Annotated in this window: 19 protein-coding genes; 4 read left to right on the top strand and 15 right to left on the bottom strand. The window is 64.1% G+C overall.

Annotated elements, in window-relative coordinates:
* Positions 1-39 precede the first annotated feature (39 nt).
* The 12 genes from N3C64_RS09220 to N3C64_RS09165 all read right to left on the bottom strand — a co-directional run bounded on the left by N3C64_RS09220 (position 40) and on the right by N3C64_RS09165 (position 12136).
* Positions 40-2745 (bottom strand): ATP-binding protein, encoded by a 2706-nt coding sequence (locus N3C64_RS09220; RefSeq protein WP_218631026.1) that lies wholly within the window; start codon positions 2743-2745, stop codon positions 40-42.
* A gap of 3 nt (positions 2746-2748) precedes the next feature.
* On the bottom strand, positions 2749-3039 hold the full coding sequence (locus N3C64_RS09215) for a hypothetical protein (protein WP_218631025.1): 291 nt from the start codon (positions 3037-3039) through the stop codon (positions 2749-2751).
* A gap of 1 nt (position 3040) precedes the next feature.
* Complete coding sequence (locus N3C64_RS09210) at positions 3041-3433, bottom strand: response regulator transcription factor (protein WP_218631024.1); 393 nt, start codon at positions 3431-3433, stop codon at positions 3041-3043.
* A gap of 65 nt (positions 3434-3498) precedes the next feature.
* Positions 3499-4821, bottom strand: a complete 1323-nt coding sequence (locus tag N3C64_RS09205) for a short-chain fatty acyl-CoA regulator family protein (protein ID WP_260014048.1) — start codon at positions 4819-4821, stop codon at positions 3499-3501.
* 106 nt (positions 4822-4927) lie between these two features.
* Positions 4928-5074: a hypothetical protein gene (locus N3C64_RS09200; RefSeq protein WP_218631022.1), complete on the bottom strand. Its 147-nt coding sequence runs from the start codon at positions 5072-5074 to the stop codon at positions 4928-4930.
* A gap of 108 nt (positions 5075-5182) precedes the next feature.
* Entirely contained in the window at positions 5183-5608 is a 426-nt protein-coding gene (locus N3C64_RS09195; RefSeq protein ID WP_260014047.1) for a hypothetical protein, read from the bottom strand.
* Positions 5609-5714: 106 nt separating this feature from the next.
* Positions 5715-6695 carry an ABC transporter substrate-binding protein gene (locus N3C64_RS09190; protein ID WP_218631020.1) on the bottom strand — a complete coding sequence of 327 codons (981 nt, stop codon included), beginning with the start codon at positions 6693-6695 and terminating at the stop codon, positions 5715-5717.
* Positions 6696-6741: 46 nt separating this feature from the next.
* Positions 6742-7587, bottom strand: a complete 846-nt coding sequence (locus tag N3C64_RS09185) for an ABC transporter permease (RefSeq protein ID WP_218631019.1) — start codon at positions 7585-7587, stop codon at positions 6742-6744.
* Complete coding sequence (locus N3C64_RS09180) at positions 7584-8447, bottom strand: ABC transporter permease (protein WP_218631018.1); 864 nt, start codon at positions 8445-8447, stop codon at positions 7584-7586. Before N3C64_RS09180 ends, N3C64_RS09185 begins: the two co-directional genes overlap by 4 nt.
* Before the next feature lie 66 nt (positions 8448-8513).
* On the bottom strand, positions 8514-9293 hold the full coding sequence (locus N3C64_RS09175; RefSeq protein WP_260014046.1) for an ABC transporter ATP-binding protein: 780 nt from the start codon (positions 9291-9293) through the stop codon (positions 8514-8516).
* 69 nt (positions 9294-9362) lie between these two features.
* Positions 9363-10814: a dihydropyrimidinase gene (gene hydA, locus N3C64_RS09170; RefSeq protein ID WP_260014045.1), complete on the bottom strand. Its 1452-nt coding sequence runs from the start codon at positions 10812-10814 to the stop codon at positions 9363-9365.
* A 71-nt stretch (positions 10815-10885) separates the two neighbouring features.
* Positions 10886-12136 (bottom strand): Zn-dependent hydrolase, encoded by a 1251-nt coding sequence (locus N3C64_RS09165; RefSeq protein WP_260014044.1) that lies wholly within the window; start codon positions 12134-12136, stop codon positions 10886-10888.
* 130 nt (positions 12137-12266) lie between these two features.
* Between N3C64_RS09165 and N3C64_RS09160 the strand changes: the two genes are divergently transcribed.
* Both N3C64_RS09160 and N3C64_RS09155 read left to right on the top strand, forming a co-directional pair.
* Positions 12267-12935, top strand: coding sequence for a TetR/AcrR family transcriptional regulator (locus tag N3C64_RS09160; RefSeq protein WP_260014043.1), 669 nt, complete (start codon positions 12267-12269; stop codon positions 12933-12935).
* Between the two features lie 190 nt (positions 12936-13125).
* Positions 13126-13746, top strand: coding sequence for a TetR family transcriptional regulator C-terminal domain-containing protein (locus tag N3C64_RS09155; protein ID WP_375546106.1), 621 nt, complete (start codon positions 13126-13128; stop codon positions 13744-13746).
* Between the two features lie 14 nt (positions 13747-13760).
* On the opposite strand, the gene N3C64_RS09150 is transcribed toward N3C64_RS09155, so the two are convergent.
* From N3C64_RS09150 to N3C64_RS09140, 3 genes are read right to left on the bottom strand one after another with little or no spacing between them, the layout of a single operon-like run.
* Positions 13761-14051, bottom strand: coding sequence for a hypothetical protein (locus N3C64_RS09150; protein ID WP_218631012.1), 291 nt, complete (start codon positions 14049-14051; stop codon positions 13761-13763).
* Positions 14052-14105: 54 nt separating this feature from the next.
* Positions 14106-15404, bottom strand: coding sequence for an NAD-dependent dihydropyrimidine dehydrogenase subunit PreA (preA, locus tag N3C64_RS09145; RefSeq protein WP_260014041.1), 1299 nt, complete (start codon positions 15402-15404; stop codon positions 14106-14108).
* Between the two features lie 3 nt (positions 15405-15407).
* Entirely contained in the window at positions 15408-16745 is a 1338-nt protein-coding gene (locus N3C64_RS09140) for an NAD(P)-dependent oxidoreductase (RefSeq protein ID WP_260014039.1), read from the bottom strand.
* Between the two features lie 301 nt (positions 16746-17046).
* Here N3C64_RS09140 and accB point away from each other — a divergent pair, with 301 nt between their 5' ends.
* Entirely contained in the window at positions 17047-17544 is a 498-nt protein-coding gene (gene accB / locus N3C64_RS09135) for an acetyl-CoA carboxylase biotin carboxyl carrier protein (protein ID WP_218631009.1), read from the top strand.
* Between the two features lie 10 nt (positions 17545-17554).
* The gene (gene accC / locus N3C64_RS09130; RefSeq protein ID WP_218631008.1) at positions 17555-18901 is read left to right on the top strand and encodes an acetyl-CoA carboxylase biotin carboxylase subunit; all 1347 of its coding nucleotides are present in this window, start codon (positions 17555-17557) and stop codon (positions 18899-18901) included.
* Positions 18902-18935: the final 34 nt, after the last annotated feature.

Below are 18935 nucleotides of genomic sequence, written 5' to 3'. Positions count from 1 at the left end.
CAAGGATTCGCAGATCAGTCTTTACAAAGCGTTGAAATCTCAGGCCGAGGCCTTCGCCGCCTCTTCCATCTCGCGGCGTCGCAACGGCAAGGTCACGCGGAAGGCAGCCCCCCCCTGACCCGGCACGTAGTCGATCTTGCCGCCCAGATTGGCCATGATCTCGCGGCAGATCGCGAGGCCAAGACCCGCCCCGCCCGCGCGGCTCGTATCCGTCAGCCGCGAGAATTTCTCGAAGATCAGCGCCTGGCTCGCCTTGGGGATGCCCGAGCCATTGTCGATAAAGTCGATCTGAACCTTCTGGCCGCGCTTCTTCACCTCGATGCGCAGCACGGCGCGCTCATTGTCGCAATACTTGCGCGAGTTCGAGATCAGGTTGATGAAGACCTGCACCAGACGGTCGGTATCGGTGAAGACCGGCATATGCTCGGACGGGAAATCGCGCTCGACCCGGAACGAACGCTCGGGCCGGGTGTTCGAGGCCGACTGCACCGCGCGGTTGAGCAGGTCATGCAGGTTGGCCACGCCCACATTCAACTGCACCTTGCGGTTTTCCAGCACGCTCAGATCCAGCAGATCGTCGAGCAGGCGCGTCAGGCGGCGGGCCTCTTCATGGATGATCTCGGCATATTGTGAGCGCATGGCGTCGGGCAGATCGGGCTCCATCAGAATCTCGGAGAACGCCCGGATCGAGGTCATCGGCGTGCGTAGCTCGTGGCTGATCTGGCCCAGGAAGGCATCCTTCTGCACCGACAGAGAGGTCAGCTTTTCGTTGGCATCTCGCAGCGCGCGGGCGGTGCGGGCCAGCTCCTCGGATTTCGCCTCAAGCTGGGCCGAGTATTCCTTGATCTCGGCCGCCTCGCCAGCCACCGCGATCAGATCCTGCACCGAGACCGAACTGCCCCCGGTCAACTGCGAGATCATCGCATGGGCCGTGGCCGCGCCGACCGAACCGGCCAGTTGCCGCTCAAGCCGCGCGAGGAAATCGGGCGTCGGGTCGGGCAGGAAGCCCTCTTTGCCCTGCCCCGCCGCCTGCGCCTGGAAGAACCGCTGCGCCTCTTCTGCACCCAGGATGCGCTGCGCCATCGACAGCAGGTCCTCGGCCTCGGCCTGGCCGCGCAGCCAGCTACGCGCACCCGGCGTCTGCTCGAAGATATTCACGAAGGCTACGCCCTGAAGACGCTCCATCGGGCCGGGGAAGGAGGCCGTCGAGAACACCATGAACGAGATGGTGTTGAACAGCAGGCTCCAGAACAGCGCGTGCAACAGCGGGTCGAGCGCGTCGATCCCGAACAGTGCCTGCGGCCGCAGCCAGCCAATGTCGAAAGGCCCTGCCGCCATGACCTGGGCCGAGATCAGACCGCTTTCGCCGAAGGACGGCAGAAACAGCGTGTAAAGCCACATCGCAAAACCGGTCAGCAGCGCGGCCACCGCGCCCATCCGGGTGGCTCCGCGCCAGAACATCCCGCCGAGCAGCGCAGGCAGCACCTGCGCGGCCCCGACGAAGGCGATCAAGCCAATCGAAGCCAGCGCCGCAGAGCCGCCCGACATGCTGTAATAGCCATAGCCCATCCCCAACACGACCGCGATGGAAAGCCGCCGGGACATCAGCACGAGGCCGCGGATATCGCCCATCTCCTTGCCGCGCTGGCTCCCCAGAGCCAGCCACAGAGGCGTCACGATATGGTTCGACACCATCGTCGCCAGCGCAATCGCCGCGACGATGACCATAGAGGTGGCCGAGGAGAAGCCCCCCAGAAAGGCCAATAGCGCAAGGTTACCCTGCCCCTGCGACAGCGGCAGCGTCAGCACGAAAAGGTCGGGATTCGAGCCAGCGGGCATCACCTCGAGCCCGATCACCGCGATGGGCATGACAAAGAGGCTCATCAGCATCAGATAGCCGGGGAAAGCCCAGCTTGCGGTGGCCAGATGGCGCTCATCGACGTTCTCGACAACCAGCACCTGGAACATGCGCGGCAAAGTCAGGATCGCCGCCGCCGAAACGAAGATCAGCCCCGCGAAACGGCCCGGCTTCAGATCCCAGTCGGCGATAGGCGAGGCATCTGTGCGCGCCAGAACATCCAGCGGCCCATGGGCAATACCCCAGACGACGAATACCCCCACCGCCAGCAGCGCGACCAGCTTGACCACCGCCTCAAGCGCGATGGCCATGACAACGCCGTGGTGACGCTCGTTCGCATCAAGGTTACGGGTGCCGAAGAGGATGGTGAACAGTGTGAGGCCCGCGGCAATCCACAGCGCGGTCGAACCCTGATCGGGCAGCGCCCACCCCTCGGGCGTATCGGCGGCGAACACGCCGAAGCTCAGCGTAACCGATTGCAATTGCAGCGCGATATAGGGCGCCGAGGTCGCCACCGACATCAGCGTGACGATCACGCCCAGCAGGTTCGACTTGCCATAACGGCTTGAAATCAGGTCGGCGATCGAAGTCACCCGCTGCGCCCGCCCGATCCGCACGAGCTTGCGCAGGATCCACCACCAGCCGACGAAGACCAAGGTTGGCCCAAGGTAGATCGTGACGAACTCAAGCCCCGAGCGCGCGGCGTAGCCCACCGCGCCATAAAAGGTCCAGGCGGTGCAATAGATCGACAGCGACAGGGTATAGACGATGGGACGGTGCAGGAATCTCAGTCGTCCGCGCTGCGCCCGGCGTTCGGCCACGAAGGCCACTAGGAACAGCAGAAATACATAGGCCAGACAAACCGCGACGAGGACGTTGAAAGGCATCGATCAGCCGTCCTCTTCCTGAAGCGGTAATTCCTCGGTGCGCTCTTCCTCTTCCATCGCAGGGGCAAGGCCGCGCGCTAGGCCGAAGGCCAGCACCACCAGCCCGGCCCAGACGGCGAAAATATAAAGCCCGCCGCGGCCGGTATCAGGCCGGGGGGTCTCGCCCGGCAACCAAAGGCTTGGCAGCATGAACAGCACCATCCCCAGCACGGGCAACATCCGCACCGCATCCATCATGCGCCTGCGACGGTAGGATCTGCGGGCGAGGAAAAGCGGCTGGCCCGTCTGTGGCATGTCAGGCGCTCCGCTGCTCTTTGGCGCGTGTGACGATCTCGTCGAGCATCGCAAGAACATCGCCATTGGCGAAAGGCTTGGCCAGGAAGGCCGTCGCACCCGCCCGCGTTGCGGCATCGCGGTCGCGCACCTGCCCACGGGCGCTCAGCATCAGTACCGGCAGCTCTGCCAGCGTGGCATCCCCGCGCAGACTGGTCAGGATATCGAGCCCCGAACTACCCGGCAGCATCAGATCGAGGATCACCGCATCGGGCCTTTCGCTGCCAATGCGGGCATAGGCCTGCGCTCCGTCAGCCTCAAGCGAGACCTTCCAGCCCGCCCGTGTCAGAATGAACCGGATCGCCTCGGCGATATGCGGCTCGTCCTCGACAAGAAGCACATGCTTTCCAGACATCGGCGCTTCCTCCTCTTCCCCGAACCGACTATTGCGGGCCGCGTGAGAACTGTCAAACCCCGCACTCAGGCCTCGGACAGGATCGAGGGCTCGCGGCGCCCTGCACATTCCCCGCGCGGACAGATCCGGCAGGACGAGCCGATGGCCCTCTCGCCCGGCGCGCGCTCGGGCGGGGGCGGCAGGATCAGCATCATCGCCTCCATCAGCACGGGCCCATCAAAACCGCCGGGCTGGCTGGGTTGGCAGATGGCGTAGGTCAGGAAACGTTCGGGCAAGCGCCCGGCCATGTCCACAACCTTGCGGACCGGTTGCATCGGACGCGCAAGCGCCTCGTAGAGCGGCCAGAGCGGGCACGCCGCTCCAAAGCGCGGCAGGGCAAAGCCCGGCACACCGCGCCGGAAGGTCAGCGCCCCCGAGCCGTCGCAGATCACAAGGCCCACCGGTTGCGCGCCCTCGGCCAGAGGCAAGGTGGCAAGACGCCGGAACACCGCGCCCAGAGGCGCGCCGAAGCGCGTTGCCAGCAGCGCCGGATCCATGCCCAGCTCGGCTACGGCGTCACGGAAGGCCTCCAGCGGCAGGGCGCGCGCATCGGCCTGCGCGCGTTCGATATGTGCGATCGCCAGCTTGCGCGCCGCGCTTGAAGCCAGTTCGGCTACGCCCGCGATCAATGCCTCGGGCGGCGGCGGGGTCGCCTCTTCCAGTTCCTCAAGATGCCAGTTGCGCGCCGACAGCCAGGCCTCGACCTGCTCGAGCGGCGAACTGAGGCCGGTCTCGGCCTCCTCCAGGTCATCAAGATAGCCCACCAGCGCCTCGGCGGTTTCGGACAGGCGCAGGCTTTCTTCCTGGATGGTGCGCAGGAAGCGCGCGCGCCAGATGGGCTCAATATCGTCCGTCTCAACCAGGATCGCCGCAGTCGAACGCAGCGAGGTCACCGCAGAAAGCACCTCGTGCAGCGAGGCCAGCAGGAACGGGTCCTGCGCCATCCGCTCCGAATAGCTTTCAACCACGCGCTCCAGCGCGTTCACCCGTGCCTGTCGCCCTGCGAGAATCGCGGCCCAACCGGGAAAGCGACCCACAAATTCCTCGATCCGCTCCAGCTCGGGCATCCCGGCCATATGCGCGCCGCCCTCCGCCTCCGCCCCGGCGACTGCCTCGCGCAGACCGTCGAACAGTGCCCCCTCGGCGCCTTCGGACAGCGCGACAGGATCGACCGACATCGCACCGGCGATCTGGCCTAGCAACTCATCGCCCACGCGGCGGCGGTTGTGTTCGATCAGGTTGAGGTAAGCCGGAGAGATCCCCACGGAACGCGCCAGATCGGCCTGCTTTATGCGCAGCGCGGTGCGTCGCTCGCGAATGCGGGTTCCGGTCAGGGCCGAACGGGCCATGGGCTGCTCCTTGCTGGTTCACACCAGATTTACAGCCAATTACCCGCGTTTCAAACAGATTTACAGAAATCTGCGGGCGGCACCCAAGGCACCGCCCGCCGCGTCATCACAGACAGTTCGGAACCGCGGTCGCCACTTGCGAGATGTCGGCAACGCCCGGTTCGCACTGGCCGACCTCTTCCTCGATCTGGGCACAGCCCGCCATCACCGCCACGGCCATGAACAGCGCAACGATCGTCTTCTTCCCAAGCATGATTCACCTCTTCTAGCTTGCCGTCTTAACTGAACTATGCAGTCTAGTTTCAAGGCAAGCCCTGATCTGCATCAACTGCCGTGAGGTCATCTGGCGAATATTGCGCCGTCAGTCGAACGAGCGGAAATGAGCCCCATAGGTAATGGCGCGACGCATGCAGGCCTCCATCGCGTCGAGCAGCCAGGCCCGATCGGTCTGCGCCATGTCGCGCGCCAGGGCGGCCTGCCCCGCCGCAATCGGCCGCGCCATGTCCGAGGTATATCCGCGCAGCCGCGCGATCCAGAAATCCTGCGCCTCCGAGATCGGTCCACCAACAGGCACGCCGCCCGCGCCCACCGCCTGCGCCACGGCCAGACAATAGCCTGCCTCGACCGGTTGCGTAGGTGTGTCGAACAGATAACCGGCGGGGGCGGCAAACTGGCTTTCCCAGACCAGCCAGAACAGCCCTGCCACCACGGCCAGCAAGAGGCCACCGCCCCCCAGAACCAGGGATCGGGGCAGCCGATCCTCGGAATATCGCTTCACGTCCTGCATGAACGCCTCCCCGTGCTTTGGCATAGCGAAACACAAACGGGTTAACGGGTACTGAAACGCAAAAGGCGCGCCACAGGGGCGCGCCTTTCGGGATCTGTGCGAAGCCTTATTTCAGGGCTTCGTCGGTGATGTCCAGCGTATAGGCGCCGGTCGGCGCGGCCGAGATCACCGGGTCCGAGCCGCCGCCGAGCAGGATCTTCACAGTGCGCTCATAGTCCGCCGGGTCCAGTGCGCCGTTCGAGCCAGCGGTGAGCTTGGCAATTTCGCCCATCATGCGCTTCTGGTGGGCCTCAGTCTGGGCGCCGGATTCGTCATTGTCCAGAACGATGCCAGCGGCTTCATCCGGGTTCTCCTCGGCATATTTCCAGCCCTTCATCGAGGCGCGCACGAACTTGACCATCTTCTCCTTGAAGGCCGGGTCGGCGAGGTTCGATTCGAGCACATAGAGACCATCCTCCAGCGTCGCGACGCCCTCGTCCTCATACTTGAAGGTCACCAGATCCTCGGGGGCGAGCCCCGCGTCGATCACCTGCCAGTATTCGTTATAGGTCATGGTCGAGATACAGGCCGCCTGCTTTTGCAGCAGCGGATCCACGTTGAAACCCTGCTTGAGAACCGTGACGCCGCCCTCCGAGCCATCGGTCGGAATGCCAAGCGTCGCCATCCAGCTCAGGAACGGGTATTCGTTGCCGCCGAACCAGACGCCAAGGGTCTTGCCCTTGAAATCTTCCGGCCCGGTGATCCCGGTCTCTTTGAGACAGGTCAGCATCATGCCCGAGGACTTGAACGGCTGGGCGATGTTGACCAGCGGCAGGCCCTTTTCACGCGCCGCCAGCGCCGAGGGCATCCAGTCCACGGTCACATCGGCGCCGCCGCCAGCCATGACCTGCGTGGGCGAGATATCCGGGCCGCCCGGCATGATCATGACATCAAGGCCCTCTTCGTCGTAGAAGCCCTTTTCCTTGGCGACGTAGTAGCCCGCGAACTGGGACTGGGTGACCCATTTCAGTTGCAGCTTGACCTCTTCGGCCGTCGCCGTCCCGGCAGCGAGCGCGGCCAGCGCCGCACCGATCAGAAATTTCTTCATCACTCTCTCCACTGTTGAACCCGGGTATTTTCCCGGTGTTGAAAACTCAGCGCCTGCGTTGCGAGGGGTGCCAGAAGGTCACCGCCTTTTCGATCAGCGCCATCAGTCCGAAGAAGCCCGAACCAGCCAGGGCCGCTACTGCAATCTCGGACCAGACGAGCGGCATATCAAGCTGCCCGACCGCCGTTGAAATGCGAAAGCCCATGCCCCGCGTCGGGCTGCCAAAAAATTCGGCAACGATCGCCCCGATCAGCGCCAGGGTCGTGGCGATCTTGAGCCCATTGAACAGGAAGGGCATCGCCGCGGGAAGGCGCAACTTGGCCAAAGTCTGACGGTAGCTGGCCGAATAGGTGGCCATCAGGTCGCGCTGCAACTGATCGGTCGCCGCCAGCCCCGCCACCATGTTCACCAGCACAGGGAAGAACACCATCATCACCACCACCGCCGCCTTCGACTGCCAATCAAAGCCGAACCACATCACCAGGATCGGCGCGATCCCCACGATGGGCAGCGCCGCCACGAAATTGCCCACCGGCAGCAGCCCACGCTTGAGAAAGGGGGAGCGGTCAATCGCGATCGCCACCAGCACCGCCGCGCCGCAGCCGATCACGTAACCCGCCAGCGCGCCCTTGAGGATCGTCTGGGCGAAATCGCCCCAGAGCACATCGGTGCTTTCCGCGAACCGCGCGGCGATGGCCGAGGGCGCGGGCAGGATGACCGGGCTGACATTGAGGCCACGCACCAGCCCCTCCCACAGGATCAAGAGCGTCGCTCCGAACAGCGCGGGCACGAAGAGTTTGGCCCAGCGGGCACTCGGGTAGCTTCGGGCGATCCATCCGTTCAGCGCGGTGGCTGCGGCCCAGAAGACAAAGGCTGAGATCAACGCACTCATCGGGCCATCCCCATCTTGCGCAGCACGACCTTCTCGACCGCACCGACCGCGATCACCAGAACCGCCGCCAGAACCGCCGCCGCGAACAACGCCGCCCAGATCTGAATGGTCTGGCCGTAATAGCTGCCCGACAAGAGCCGCGCGCCAAGGCCCTGGGTCGCGCCCGCAGGCAATTCGGCCACGATGGTGCCCACAAGCGCCGCCGCGATCCCCACCTTCAGCGAGGCGAAGAAATAGGGCATCGACGACGGCAGCCGCAGCTTCCAGAAGGTTTCGGACCCGCTGGCGTTATAGGTGCGCAGCAGGTCAAGCTGCATCCCGTCAGGCGCGCGCAGCCCCTTCACCATCCCCACGAGGATCGGGAAAAAGCTAAGGTAAGCGGCGATGATCGCCTTGGGCAGCAGGCCCTTGATACCAAGGCTGGCCAGCACCACGATCACCATCGGCGCAATCGCAAGGATCGGGATGGTCTGGCTGGCGATGGCCCAGGGCATCACGCTCATGTCCATGGCCCGGTTATGCACGATCCCGACGGCCAAAAGGATGCCCGCCACCGCGCCCAGCACAAACCCCGCCATGGTGGCCGAGAACGTCACCCCGCCATGATAGACCAGGCTGCGCTTCGAGGTGATCTTTTGCCCCGCGACACCTTCCCACAGGCCCTTCGCCACCTGATGCGGCGCCGGCAGGACGGGGCGCTCTTGCGTCATCGTATCGCGCAGAAGCTGGCTGAACGAGACCTCCTGCCCCGCACGCGCGGCCTGATCGTAGGTCCATTTGCTGTTCAGCCCGACTGCCGCGCCGTACCAGATGACGACAATCGCCGCGAGAACCGTCAGGATCGGAAGCACGGATTTCATGATCTGCCTCCACAGCCCAACGATGTATCGGCTCCGAACCGCCCAAGCCGGGAAAGCATCTGCCGCTTATTCGTCATAGGCGTGCCCCGCGCGCAGCCCTTCGCGCACCCGGTGCGCGATGGCCAGAAACTCGGCGCTGTCGCGGATTTCCAGCGGCCGCTCATCGCGCGGCAGGGTGCTGTCGATGATATCGGTAATCCGGCCCGGGCGCGGCGACATGACCACGATCTTAGTGCTCAGATAGACCGCTTCGGGGATCGAGTGGGTGACGAAGCCGATGGTTTTCCCGGTGCGTTTCCACAGCTTCAGCAACTCTTCGTTCAGCTTGTCGCGCACGATTTCGTCCAGCGCGCCGAAGGGTTCATCCATCAGCAGGATCTTGGCATCAAAGGCCAAAGCCCGCGCGATCGAGGCGCGCTGCTGCATTCCGCCCGAAAGCTGCCAAGGGAACTTCTTGCCAAACCCGCCCAGATCCACGAGGTTGAGCACTTTCTCGACCCGCTGATCCATCTCGGCGCGGGAATAGCCCATGATCTCCAGCGGCAGCTTGATATTGCCCGCGATGGTGCGCCACGGATAAAGCCCCGCCGCCTGGAACACGTAACCATAAGATCGCGCCCTGCGAGCATCGTCGGGCGACATGCCATTCACCGTCAGGCTGCCCCCCGTCGGCGTCTCCAGCGCCGCGATACAGCGCAGGAAGGTGGTCTTGCCACAGCCTGATGGCCCGATGAACGAGACGAACTCGCCCTTCTCGATGGCCAGATTGACATCCTTGAGCGCGTGGACCGGCCCGTCATTCGTCTGGAACGTCAGGTTCAGGTCCTTGGCTTCGATCACCGGCATGGGAATTGCGTCTCTCTTATCGTTCTGTCGTTGATCCTGAGGTTGGGGGCGGCTCCCCGCCCCCTTCGATTACACGCCCGACGCGGGAATGCCAGAGCGCGAGACCGGGCGCGGCGCGGTCAGCTCTTTCCAGGTCGAGAGCGCCCGGCCAACAGGCGTGCCGGGCTGACGGGCAACGAATTCGCCATGCCCCTCGCGGCCCTTGAAGGCGCCGTCCTCGACCGTCACCACCCCGCGCGAGAGCGTATAGCGCGGCAGGCCGGTCACTTCCTTGCCCTCGAAGACGTTGTAATCAATCGCGGATTGCTGGCTCGTGGCCGAGATCGTCTTGCTCTTCGCCGGATCCCAGACAACGAGGTCGGCATCCGCCCCCACCAGAACCGCGCCCTTCTTGGGATACATGTTCATGATCTTGGCGATATTGGTCGAGGTCACGGCCACAAACTCGTTCATCGTGATCCGACCCGTATTGACGCCTGCGCTCCACAGCATCGGCATGCGATCTTCAAGCCCGCCGGTGCCGTTCGGGATCTTGGTGAAATCGCCCACCCCGAAACGCTTCTGCTTTGTCGTGAAGGCGCAATGGTCGGTCGCCACAACACTCAGACTACCCGAGGCAAGCCCGGCCCAGAGGCTGTCCTGATGCTGCTTGTTGCGGAAGGGCGGGCTCATGACGCGGCGCGCGGCATGGTCCCAATCGGTGTTGAAATACTCGCTCTCGTCCAGCGTCAAGTGCTGGATCAACGGCTCGCCATAGACACGCTTGCCCTGCATCCGCGCCCGGCGGATCGCCTCATGCGCCTCCTCGCAAGAGGTATGCACGACGTAAAGCGGCACGCCCGCCATGTCGGCGATCATGATGGCGCGGTTGGTAGCCTCGCCCTCGACCGCCGGGGGGCGCGAATAGGCATGGGCCTCGGGGCCGACATTGCCCTCGGCAAGCAGCTTGGCCGACATCTCGGCCACGATATCGCCGTTCTCGGCATGGACCAGCGGAAGTGCCCCCAGCTCGGCGCAGCGCTTGAACGAGGCGAACAACTCGTCGTCATTCACCATCAGCGCGCCTTTGTAGGCCATGAAATGCTTGAACGAGTTGATGCCGCGATCAACGACTTCTTTCATCTCGTTGAAGACCTGCTCGCTCCACCAAGTCACCGCCATGTGGAAGCTGTAATCGCAATGCGCGCGGGTCGATTTGTTGTCCCACATTTTCAGCGCATCCATCAGCCCCTGCCCGGGGCTCGGCAGCGCAAAGTCGATCACCATGGTCGTACCGCCCGCCAAGGCCGCGCGCGTGCCGCTTTCGAAATCGTCCGAGGAGTAGGTGCCCATGAAGGGCATCTCAAGGTGGGTATGCGGGTCGATCCCGCCCGGCATCACATAACACCCCGAGGCATCCAGCACCTCATCACCCTTCAGATCCCGCCCGATCTCGATGATCTGGCCGCCCTCGATCAGCACATCCGCCTTGTAGGTCAGGTCGGCGGTGACGATGGTTCCGTTCTTGATCACAGTGGTCATGACAACTCTCCCATGGCCTTCAATGTGGCCCAAATATCCCGGGGGTCCGGGGGCAGAGCCCCCGGCCGCGCTCAGCCGACGATCTCGGCGGTTTCCAGAACTGCGTGCAACAACACATCCGTGCCTGCCGCCGCCCATTCCGGGCTGATCTCCTCGGCCTCGTTATGGCTCAATCCGCCTACGCAGGGGCACATCACCATCGTTGCAGGCGCGACCTTCGCGGCCCAACAGGCGTCGTGTCCCGCGCCCGAGATGATATCGAGATGGCTATAACCAAGCGTCTCGGCCGCCCTGCGCACGCGGCCCACCAGTTCGGGCGCGAAGGTCACCGGATCGAAATGCCCGACCGGCTCGACGGCACAGCCCACACCTAGCTCTTCGCAGATCACCGCCGCGCGCTTCTCGATCTCGGCGCGCATCCCGTCCAGCTTGGCCTGATCGGGGGAACGAATATCGACGGTGAATACCACCTTGCCCGGCAGCACGTTGCGCGAATTCGGCGCGAATTTCACCTGCCCCACGCCGCCCACGGCATTGGGCTGGGCGGCCATTGCCACCTCCTGCACCATCTCGAAGATCCGCGCCATCGCCAGACCCGCATTCACCCGCATCGGCATGGGGGTCGAGCCGGTATGCGCCTCCTTGCCGGACAGGGTGAACTCCAGCCACCACAGACCCTGGCAATGGGTCACCACACCGATGGTTTTTTCCTTGGCCTCAAGGATCGGTCCCTGCTCGATATGCAATTCGAAATAGGCGTGCATCTTGCGCGCGCCGACCTCTTCCTCGCCTTTCCAGCCGATCCGCTCCAACTCGGCGCCAAAGCTTGCGCCCTCCATATCCGTCCGGCCATAGGCGTAATCGAGCGGGATCGCCCCCGCGAACACGCCCGAAGCCAGCATCGCAGGCGCGAACCGCGCGCCCTCTTCGTTGGTCCAGTTGGTGACGACAATCGGATGCCTGGTCTTGATCCCGAGATCGTTGAGCGTGCGCACGACCTCCAAGGCGCCCAGGACCCCGAGAACCCCGTCATATTTCCCGCCCGTGGGCTGGGTGTCGAGATGGCTGCCAACATAGACCGGAAGGGCGTCAGGATCTTCGCCGGGACGCGTCATGAACATCGTGCCCATCTGGTCCACGCCCATGCTCAGGCCCGCGTCCTCGCACCATTTCTGAAACAGCGCGCGTCCGGTGGCGTCGTCATCGGTCAAGGTCTGACGGTTGCAACCACCCGCCACGCCGGGGCCGATCTTGGCCATCTCCATCAGGCTGTCCCAAAGGCGCGCGGAATTAATGCGGAGGTTCTCTCCGGGTGCAGACATCGTTCATTCTCCCTGTCGGCTGCGGGGCGATTTATGCCCTCTTGCGACGAATCTTTTTCTGACCGTATGGTCAGATTCAGGGAGCCATGTTCTGACCATTCGGTCAATGGAAAATCCGGGGGGCGCGCAGATGGATGATGCAGTCGGTGGTGAGCGCCCAAAAATTAGGCGAAACCTCTCGGCCACGCGGGCAGCCACCCGCAAGGCCAATGAAGACGCGATCCTGAAGGCCGCCGAAACGGTCTTTGCCGAGGCCGGTTTCGGTGGCGCGACCATGCAACTGATCGCCGATATGGCCGGGCTGCCCAAGGCCAACCTGCATTACTATTTCGCCACCAAGGAAGAGCTCTACCGCAAGGTGGTCGAGCGGATCTTCAAGATCTGGCTCAAGGCCGCAAACGCCATGGACGATGCCGCCGGCCCCGCCGAGGGGATCGGCGCCTATATCGACGCCAAGATGGAAATCTCGCGCAAATATCCCAATGGCTCGAAGGTCTGGGCCTCGGAGGTCATGCATGGCGCGCCGGTGATCCAGGACTATCTCGAAACCACGCTGCGCGAATGGACCGAGGGGCGCTGCGCCGTCATCCGGCGCTGGATCGCCGAGGGCAAGATGGCCCCGGTAGACCCCGCGCATCTGCTCTACATGCTTTGGGCCACGACCCAGCACTATGCCGATTTCGGCCACCAGATCGAGACGCTGAACGGCGGGCCGCTCAGCAATGCCGACTGGGCTGCGGCGAAGGCAAGCGTCAAGACCATCATCCTGCGTGGAATCGGCGTTTCGCCGTCAAACTGACCGCTCCGGTGCTCCGGACGCCGCGACAAAACGGGATGAAGCGGGCAAATGGGCGACGTAAGGGAAGGATGATACCGCAAACTGTGCAAAAAGAACAACGACCCTAGGCAAAACGTCCAGAAAACCCCGATCTCGCGTTGAATCGCGAAATATGCTAGGCTATAGGCCGCCCGGAACAGGGGGCTCTCCATTGACAGATACTTCGCCGCAGCGACCGCAGACGCGCATCCAGCGCCGCAACACCGAAGCGATCCTCGATGCCGCGCTCGAGGTGTTTTCGGCGCAAGGTTTTCGTGGAGCGACACTCGACCAGATCGCGCAGGCAGCCGGGTTGTCGAAACCCAATCTGCTCTATTACTTCCCCTCGAAAGAAGCGATCCATGTCGAGCTTCTCAGCGGGCTGATGGATATCTGGCTGGCACCTCTGCGCGCGCTTGACCCCGAGGGCAACCCCAAGGCCGAGATCATGGGCTACATGCGCCGCAAGCTCGAGATGAGCCGCGAGATGCCGCGCGAAAGCCGGCTGTTCGCCAACGAGGTCCTGCAAGGCGCGCCGCGATTCATCGATGGTATTGAGGGTGACCTCAAGGCGCTGGTCGACGAAAAGGCAGGCGTCATCCGGACGTGGGTCGAGGCGGGCAAGCTTGCCCCGGTCGATCCCTATCACCTGATCTTCTCGATCTGGGCGCTAACCCAGCATTACGCCGATTTCGACGTGCAGGTGCGCGCGATCCTCGGCCCGGGGCATGACCCTTTCGCGGAAGCGGGGAATTTCCTCGACATGCTGTTCGAACGGCTTCTGGCGCCCTGAGGCCGTTGCCCGGGTCATTTGGTGGAACGCTTGGCCCAATCGCGATAGCGCAGGATCACCTCGGACTCGAAGATCTTGAAGACCATCCAGCAACCAAGCGAGATCGCGCCGTAAAGACCAATCTCGCCCAGTTGCCAAAGCGCGCCGTCCCGTAGCGCGACAAGCCCCGCGCGGCCGATGACATCGAAATTTGCCATCGCCAAGGTCACGAGATTGAACGAGGTGAAGGAAAGCAATGCCACCGAGGCCCCCGCCCCGAGGAGGAGCAGGATCAGCGGCCATCGCGTGATGTTCAGTATCTGCATTGCGGAAGCCTCCCCCGGCAGGATGCCGCGCTGCCGGGAGAGGGGCAAGCCGTGTTATTCGGCGGCTTGCGCGCTCGGGTTATTGGGGTGGGTCGTCCAGTTCGCATAGGGCGCGACCTCGCGGCCCGTGCGCGGATCGACCTCGCCGAGCGGCAGCTTGCGCATCGTGATGCAATCAACCGGGCAGACATCGACGCAGAGGTTGCAGGCCACGCATTCCTCGTCTTTCACCGAATAGACGCGTTCCTCATCAACTGCGATCGCCTGGTGCGAGGTATCCTCGCAGGCCGCATAGCAGCGACCGCATTTGATGCAGTCGTCCTGATTGATCTCGGCCTTGGTGACGTAGTTGAGGTTGAGATACTGCCAGTCCGTGACCTTGGGCACTGCGCGCCCGACGATCTCGGCGGTCGAGGCAAAGCCCTTTTGGTCCATGTAATCCGACAGGCCCGAGATCATCTCTTGCACGACCTTGAAGCCATAGGTCATCGCCGCCGTGCAGACCTGCACGTTGCCCGCGCCAAGCGCCATGAACTCGGCCGCGTCGCGCCAGGTGGTGACCCCGCCGATCCCCGAGATCGGTAAGCCAGCGGTTTCAGCCGAACGCGCGATTTCAGCCACCATGTTCAGCGCGATGGGTTTCACCGCCGGGCCGCAATAGCCGCCATGGGTGCCCTTGCCGTCGATCATCGGCTCGGGGCAGAACTCATCAAGGTTGACCGAGGTGATCGAGTTGATCGTGTTGATCAGGCTGACCGCGTCGGCGCCCCCGCGCTTGGCAGCAGCCGCCGGTTTGCGAATGTCGGTGATGTTGGGCGTCAGCTTCACGATGCAGGGCATGCGCGAGTACTGCTTCACCCAGCGGGTCACCATCTCGATATATTCCGGCACCTGCCCCACGGCCGAGCCCATGCCCCGTTCGGCCATGCCATGCGGGCAGCCGAAGTTCAGTTCGACCCCGTCGGCCTCGGTTTCCTCGACGCGCTTGAGGATCGCCTTCCAGCTTTCCTCGTCGCAGGGCACCATCAGGCTGACGATCAGCGCGCGATCCTTGTAGTCGCGCTTGACCGACTTGATCTCTTGCAGGTTCACCTCAAGCGGGCGGTCGGTGATCAGCTCGATGTTGTTGATGCCAAGCACCCGACGGTCAGCGCCGTGGATCACGCCGTAGCGCGGCCCCGAGACGTTGACGACGGGCGGCCCCTCGGAGCCGAGGGTCTTCCACACGACGCCGCCCCAACCGGCCTCGAAGGCGCGGCGGACGTTGTATTCCTTGTCGGTGGGCGGCGCTGAGGCCAGCCAGAACGGGTTCGGAGATTTGATGCCGATGAATTCGGAACGCAGGTCAGCCATGGATCAGGCCCCCATCAGGTATTGGTGGATGTCTTCGGCGGCATCGCGGCCCTCGGCCACGGCCGTCACGGTCAGATCGTCGCCGCCTACGGCGCAGTCGCCCCCGGCCCAGACCTTGGCGACCGAGGTGCGGCCCGCACCGTCCACGGCAATCTTGCCGCCAGCGGTCTTGACCCCCTCGGGCAGCGGCCCAAGCGCCTGACCGATCGCGGTAAAGACCTGATCGGCCTTGAGGCGGAAGGTATCGTCGAGCTTGCGAAGCCCCGCGCCGGTCATCTCGGTGCGGGCGAATTCGACCTCGAGTCCGTCCGCGACCTTGTGGATCGCCACGGGCGCCGCGTAGGTCATGATACGCACGCCGCTGGTGGCCGCGTGTTCCTGCTCATGCGCCGAGGCGGGCATTTCGGCCTGGCTGCGGCGATAGACGATGGTCGAGGTCTCGGCACCCAGCAGTTTCGACTGCACGGCAGCATCGACAGCGGTCATACCCCCGCCGATCACCACCACCTTGCGCCCGATCGGCAGGGTGGCCAGATCGGTGGATTGACGTAGTTCAGCAATGAATTCGGTGGCCGGGGTGGCCAGTTCCTCGCCCGGCAGACGCAGCGCATTCACGCCCGCAAGCCCCATGCCAAGGAAGACCGCATCGTATTCAGCCAGCAGATCCTCAAGCGTGCCATCGCCCGCGCGGCCAAGCGCCCAGTTCTGAACCACCGAGATGCCGCCGATCTGCATCAGCCACTCGACTTCGGCCTGCGCAAAGCGGCCCGGCGCCTTATACGAGGCAATGCCGTATTCGTTCAGCCCACCCTGCTTGGCGCGCGCATCGTAGAGCGTGACCGAATGGCCCTTCATCGCCAGACGGTGCGCGGCGGACAGGCCCGCAGGCCCCGCCCCGACCACGGCCACGCGCTTGCCGGTCTCGGCCGCGCGGGCAAAGGGATGCGCGCCCTTCTCCATCAGCGTATCGGTGGCGAAACGCTGCAAAAGACCGATCTCGACCGGCTTTCCCTCGGCGGTTTCACGCACGCATGACCCCTCGCAGAGGTTCTCGGTCGGGCAGACGCGGGCGCACATGCCGCCCAGAATGTTCTGCGACAGGATCGTCTTGGCCGCCGCGTCGGGCGTGCCCGTGGCGATCTGGCGGATGAACAGCGGAATGTCGATCGAGGTCGGACAGGCGGTGACGCAGGGCGCGTCATGGCAGAAATAGCAGCGGTCCGCCGCAACGCGCGCCTCATGCGCGCCCAGCGGCGGCGCGACATCGGCGAAGTTCTCGCAATATTGTTCCGGCGAAAGCCGCCCCGGCGCGATACCGGGTGTAAGCTGGCTTGTGGTCACGTCGGACCTCCCTGGCTGGCGTTGTTTTTTTCAACGCTGCCACAGGTGGAAATTTTATCAAGTGGTAAAATTCAGAAAATCGCTTTCCGGGCAATATCGCGAATTTTCAGCCCTCCTTCGCCGCGAAACGGCGCTTTTTTAGGCGCAAACACCGGCCTCGCCTGCGACAAAGGATGACGCCGGGACAGTCGTTGGCGCTTTCCTCCCACGTTGTGCTGGCGTATAACCCCCCCATATCAAGGCGCGGCCCACCTCTCAAAAAGGGCCGACAAGAGAACCGACACCACCCTTCGAGGACGGCATGAGCAAACAATCCCATGAAAACGACGTGGCATTCATTCAGGCGCTGGCAGAGCTTCTGAACAAGAATGAGCTGACGGAGCTTTCCGTCGTGCGCGAGTATGGCGAGGATGACAGCCTTGAGGTGCGCGTGGTCAAGCAGGCGACGGTCGTTGCCGCCCCCGCCCCGGTTTACGCCGCCGCGCCGATGGCCGCTCCGGCCCCGGCGGCCGCGCCCGCTGCTGCTGCCCCCGCCGCCGCAGCCGAGGCTGACCCGGCCGCCCACCCCGGCGCCGTGACCTCGCCGATGGTCGGCACCGTTTACCTGTCGCCCGAGCCCGGCGCCTCGGCCTTCGTCAAGGTCGGCGATGCGGTCAAGGAAGGCCAGACGCTGCTGATCGTCGAAGCGATGAAGACGATGAACCACATCCCCGCACCGAAATCCGGCACCGTGAAGCGCATCCTGATCGATGACGCCTCGCCCGTCGAGTTCGGCACTCCGCTGATGATCGTCGAGTAAGGGGGGCCCCATGTTCGACAAGATCCTGATCGCCAACCGCGGCGAGATCGCGCTGCGCGTGATCCGCGCCTGTCGCGAGATGGGGATCGCCTCGGTCGCGGTGCACTCCACCGCCGATAGCGACGCGATGCATGTGCGCATGGCGGACGAGAGCGTCTGCATCGGCCCGAACTCCTCGGCCGAAAGCTACCTGTCGATCCCCGCGCTGGTCGCCGCCTGCGAGATCACCGGCGCGCAGGCGATCCACCCCGGCTATGGCTTCCTGTCCGAGAACGCGACCTTCGTTCAGGTGCTCGAAGACCACGGCATCACCTTCATCGGCCCCTCGGCTGCGCATATCCGCATCATGGGCGACAAAATCACCGCCAAGGAGACCGCAAAGAACCTCGGGATTCCGGTGGTTCCGGGCTCGGACGGCGGTGTGCCGGATTACGAGACCGCCAAGCGCGTCGCGGCCGAGATCGGCTATCCGGTCATCATCAAGGCCACCGCCGGCGGCGGCGGCCGTGGGATGAAGGTCGCGCAGAACGAAGAGGCGCTGGAAATCGCCTTCCGCACCGCGCGCTCCGAGGCCAAGGCCGCCTTCGGCAATGACGAAGTCTATATGGAGAAGTATCTCCAGAAGCCGCGTCACATCGAGATCCAGGTCTTCGGCGACGGCAAGGGCCGCGCCGTGCATCTGGGTGAGCGTGACTGCTCGCTCCAGCGTCGTCACCAGAAGGTCTTCGAAGAGGCCCCCGGCCCCTGCATCACCCCCGAGCAGCGCGCCCGCATCGGCGGCATCTGCGCCGACGCCATGGCCGAGCTGAAATACTCGGGCGCTGGCACGATCGAGTTCCTGTTCGAGGATGGCGAGTTCTACTTCATCGAGATGAACACCCGCCTTCAGGTGGAGCACCCGGTGACCGAGGCGATCTTCAGCGTCGATCTCGTGCGCGAACAGATCCGCGTCGCTGCGGGCCTGCCGATGGACTTCCGCCAGGAAGACCTGACGATCCGTGGCGCCGCGATCGAGGTGCGGATCAACGCCGAGAAGCTGCCGAACTTCAGCCCCTGCCCCGGCAAGATCACCCAGTATCACGCCCCCGGCGGGCTGGGTGTGCGGATGGATTCGGCGCTTTATGACGGCTACAAGATCCCGCCCTATTACGACAGCCTGATCGGCAAGCTGATCGTGCATGGCCGCGACCGGGATGAGGCGCTGGCCCGCCTAAGCCGCGCCCTGGGCGAGTTGATCGTGGACGGCGTGGATACGACCGTTCCGCTGTTCCACTCGCTGCTGGCCGAGCCCGATATCCAGAAGGGCGACTACTCGATCCACTGGCTCGAGAAGTGGCTCGCCAAGACCTTCGGCTGATCACGATGCGCCCCCGAAAGGGGGCGTTTTCATT

The sequence above is a fragment of the Sedimentimonas flavescens genome (assembly GCF_025154035.1).
Taxonomy (GTDB): domain Bacteria; phylum Pseudomonadota; class Alphaproteobacteria; order Rhodobacterales; family Rhodobacteraceae; genus Rhodobacter; species Rhodobacter flavescens.
Note: the sequence above shows the minus strand (reverse complement) of the source record. Positions and strands in the feature narration are given on the sequence as shown.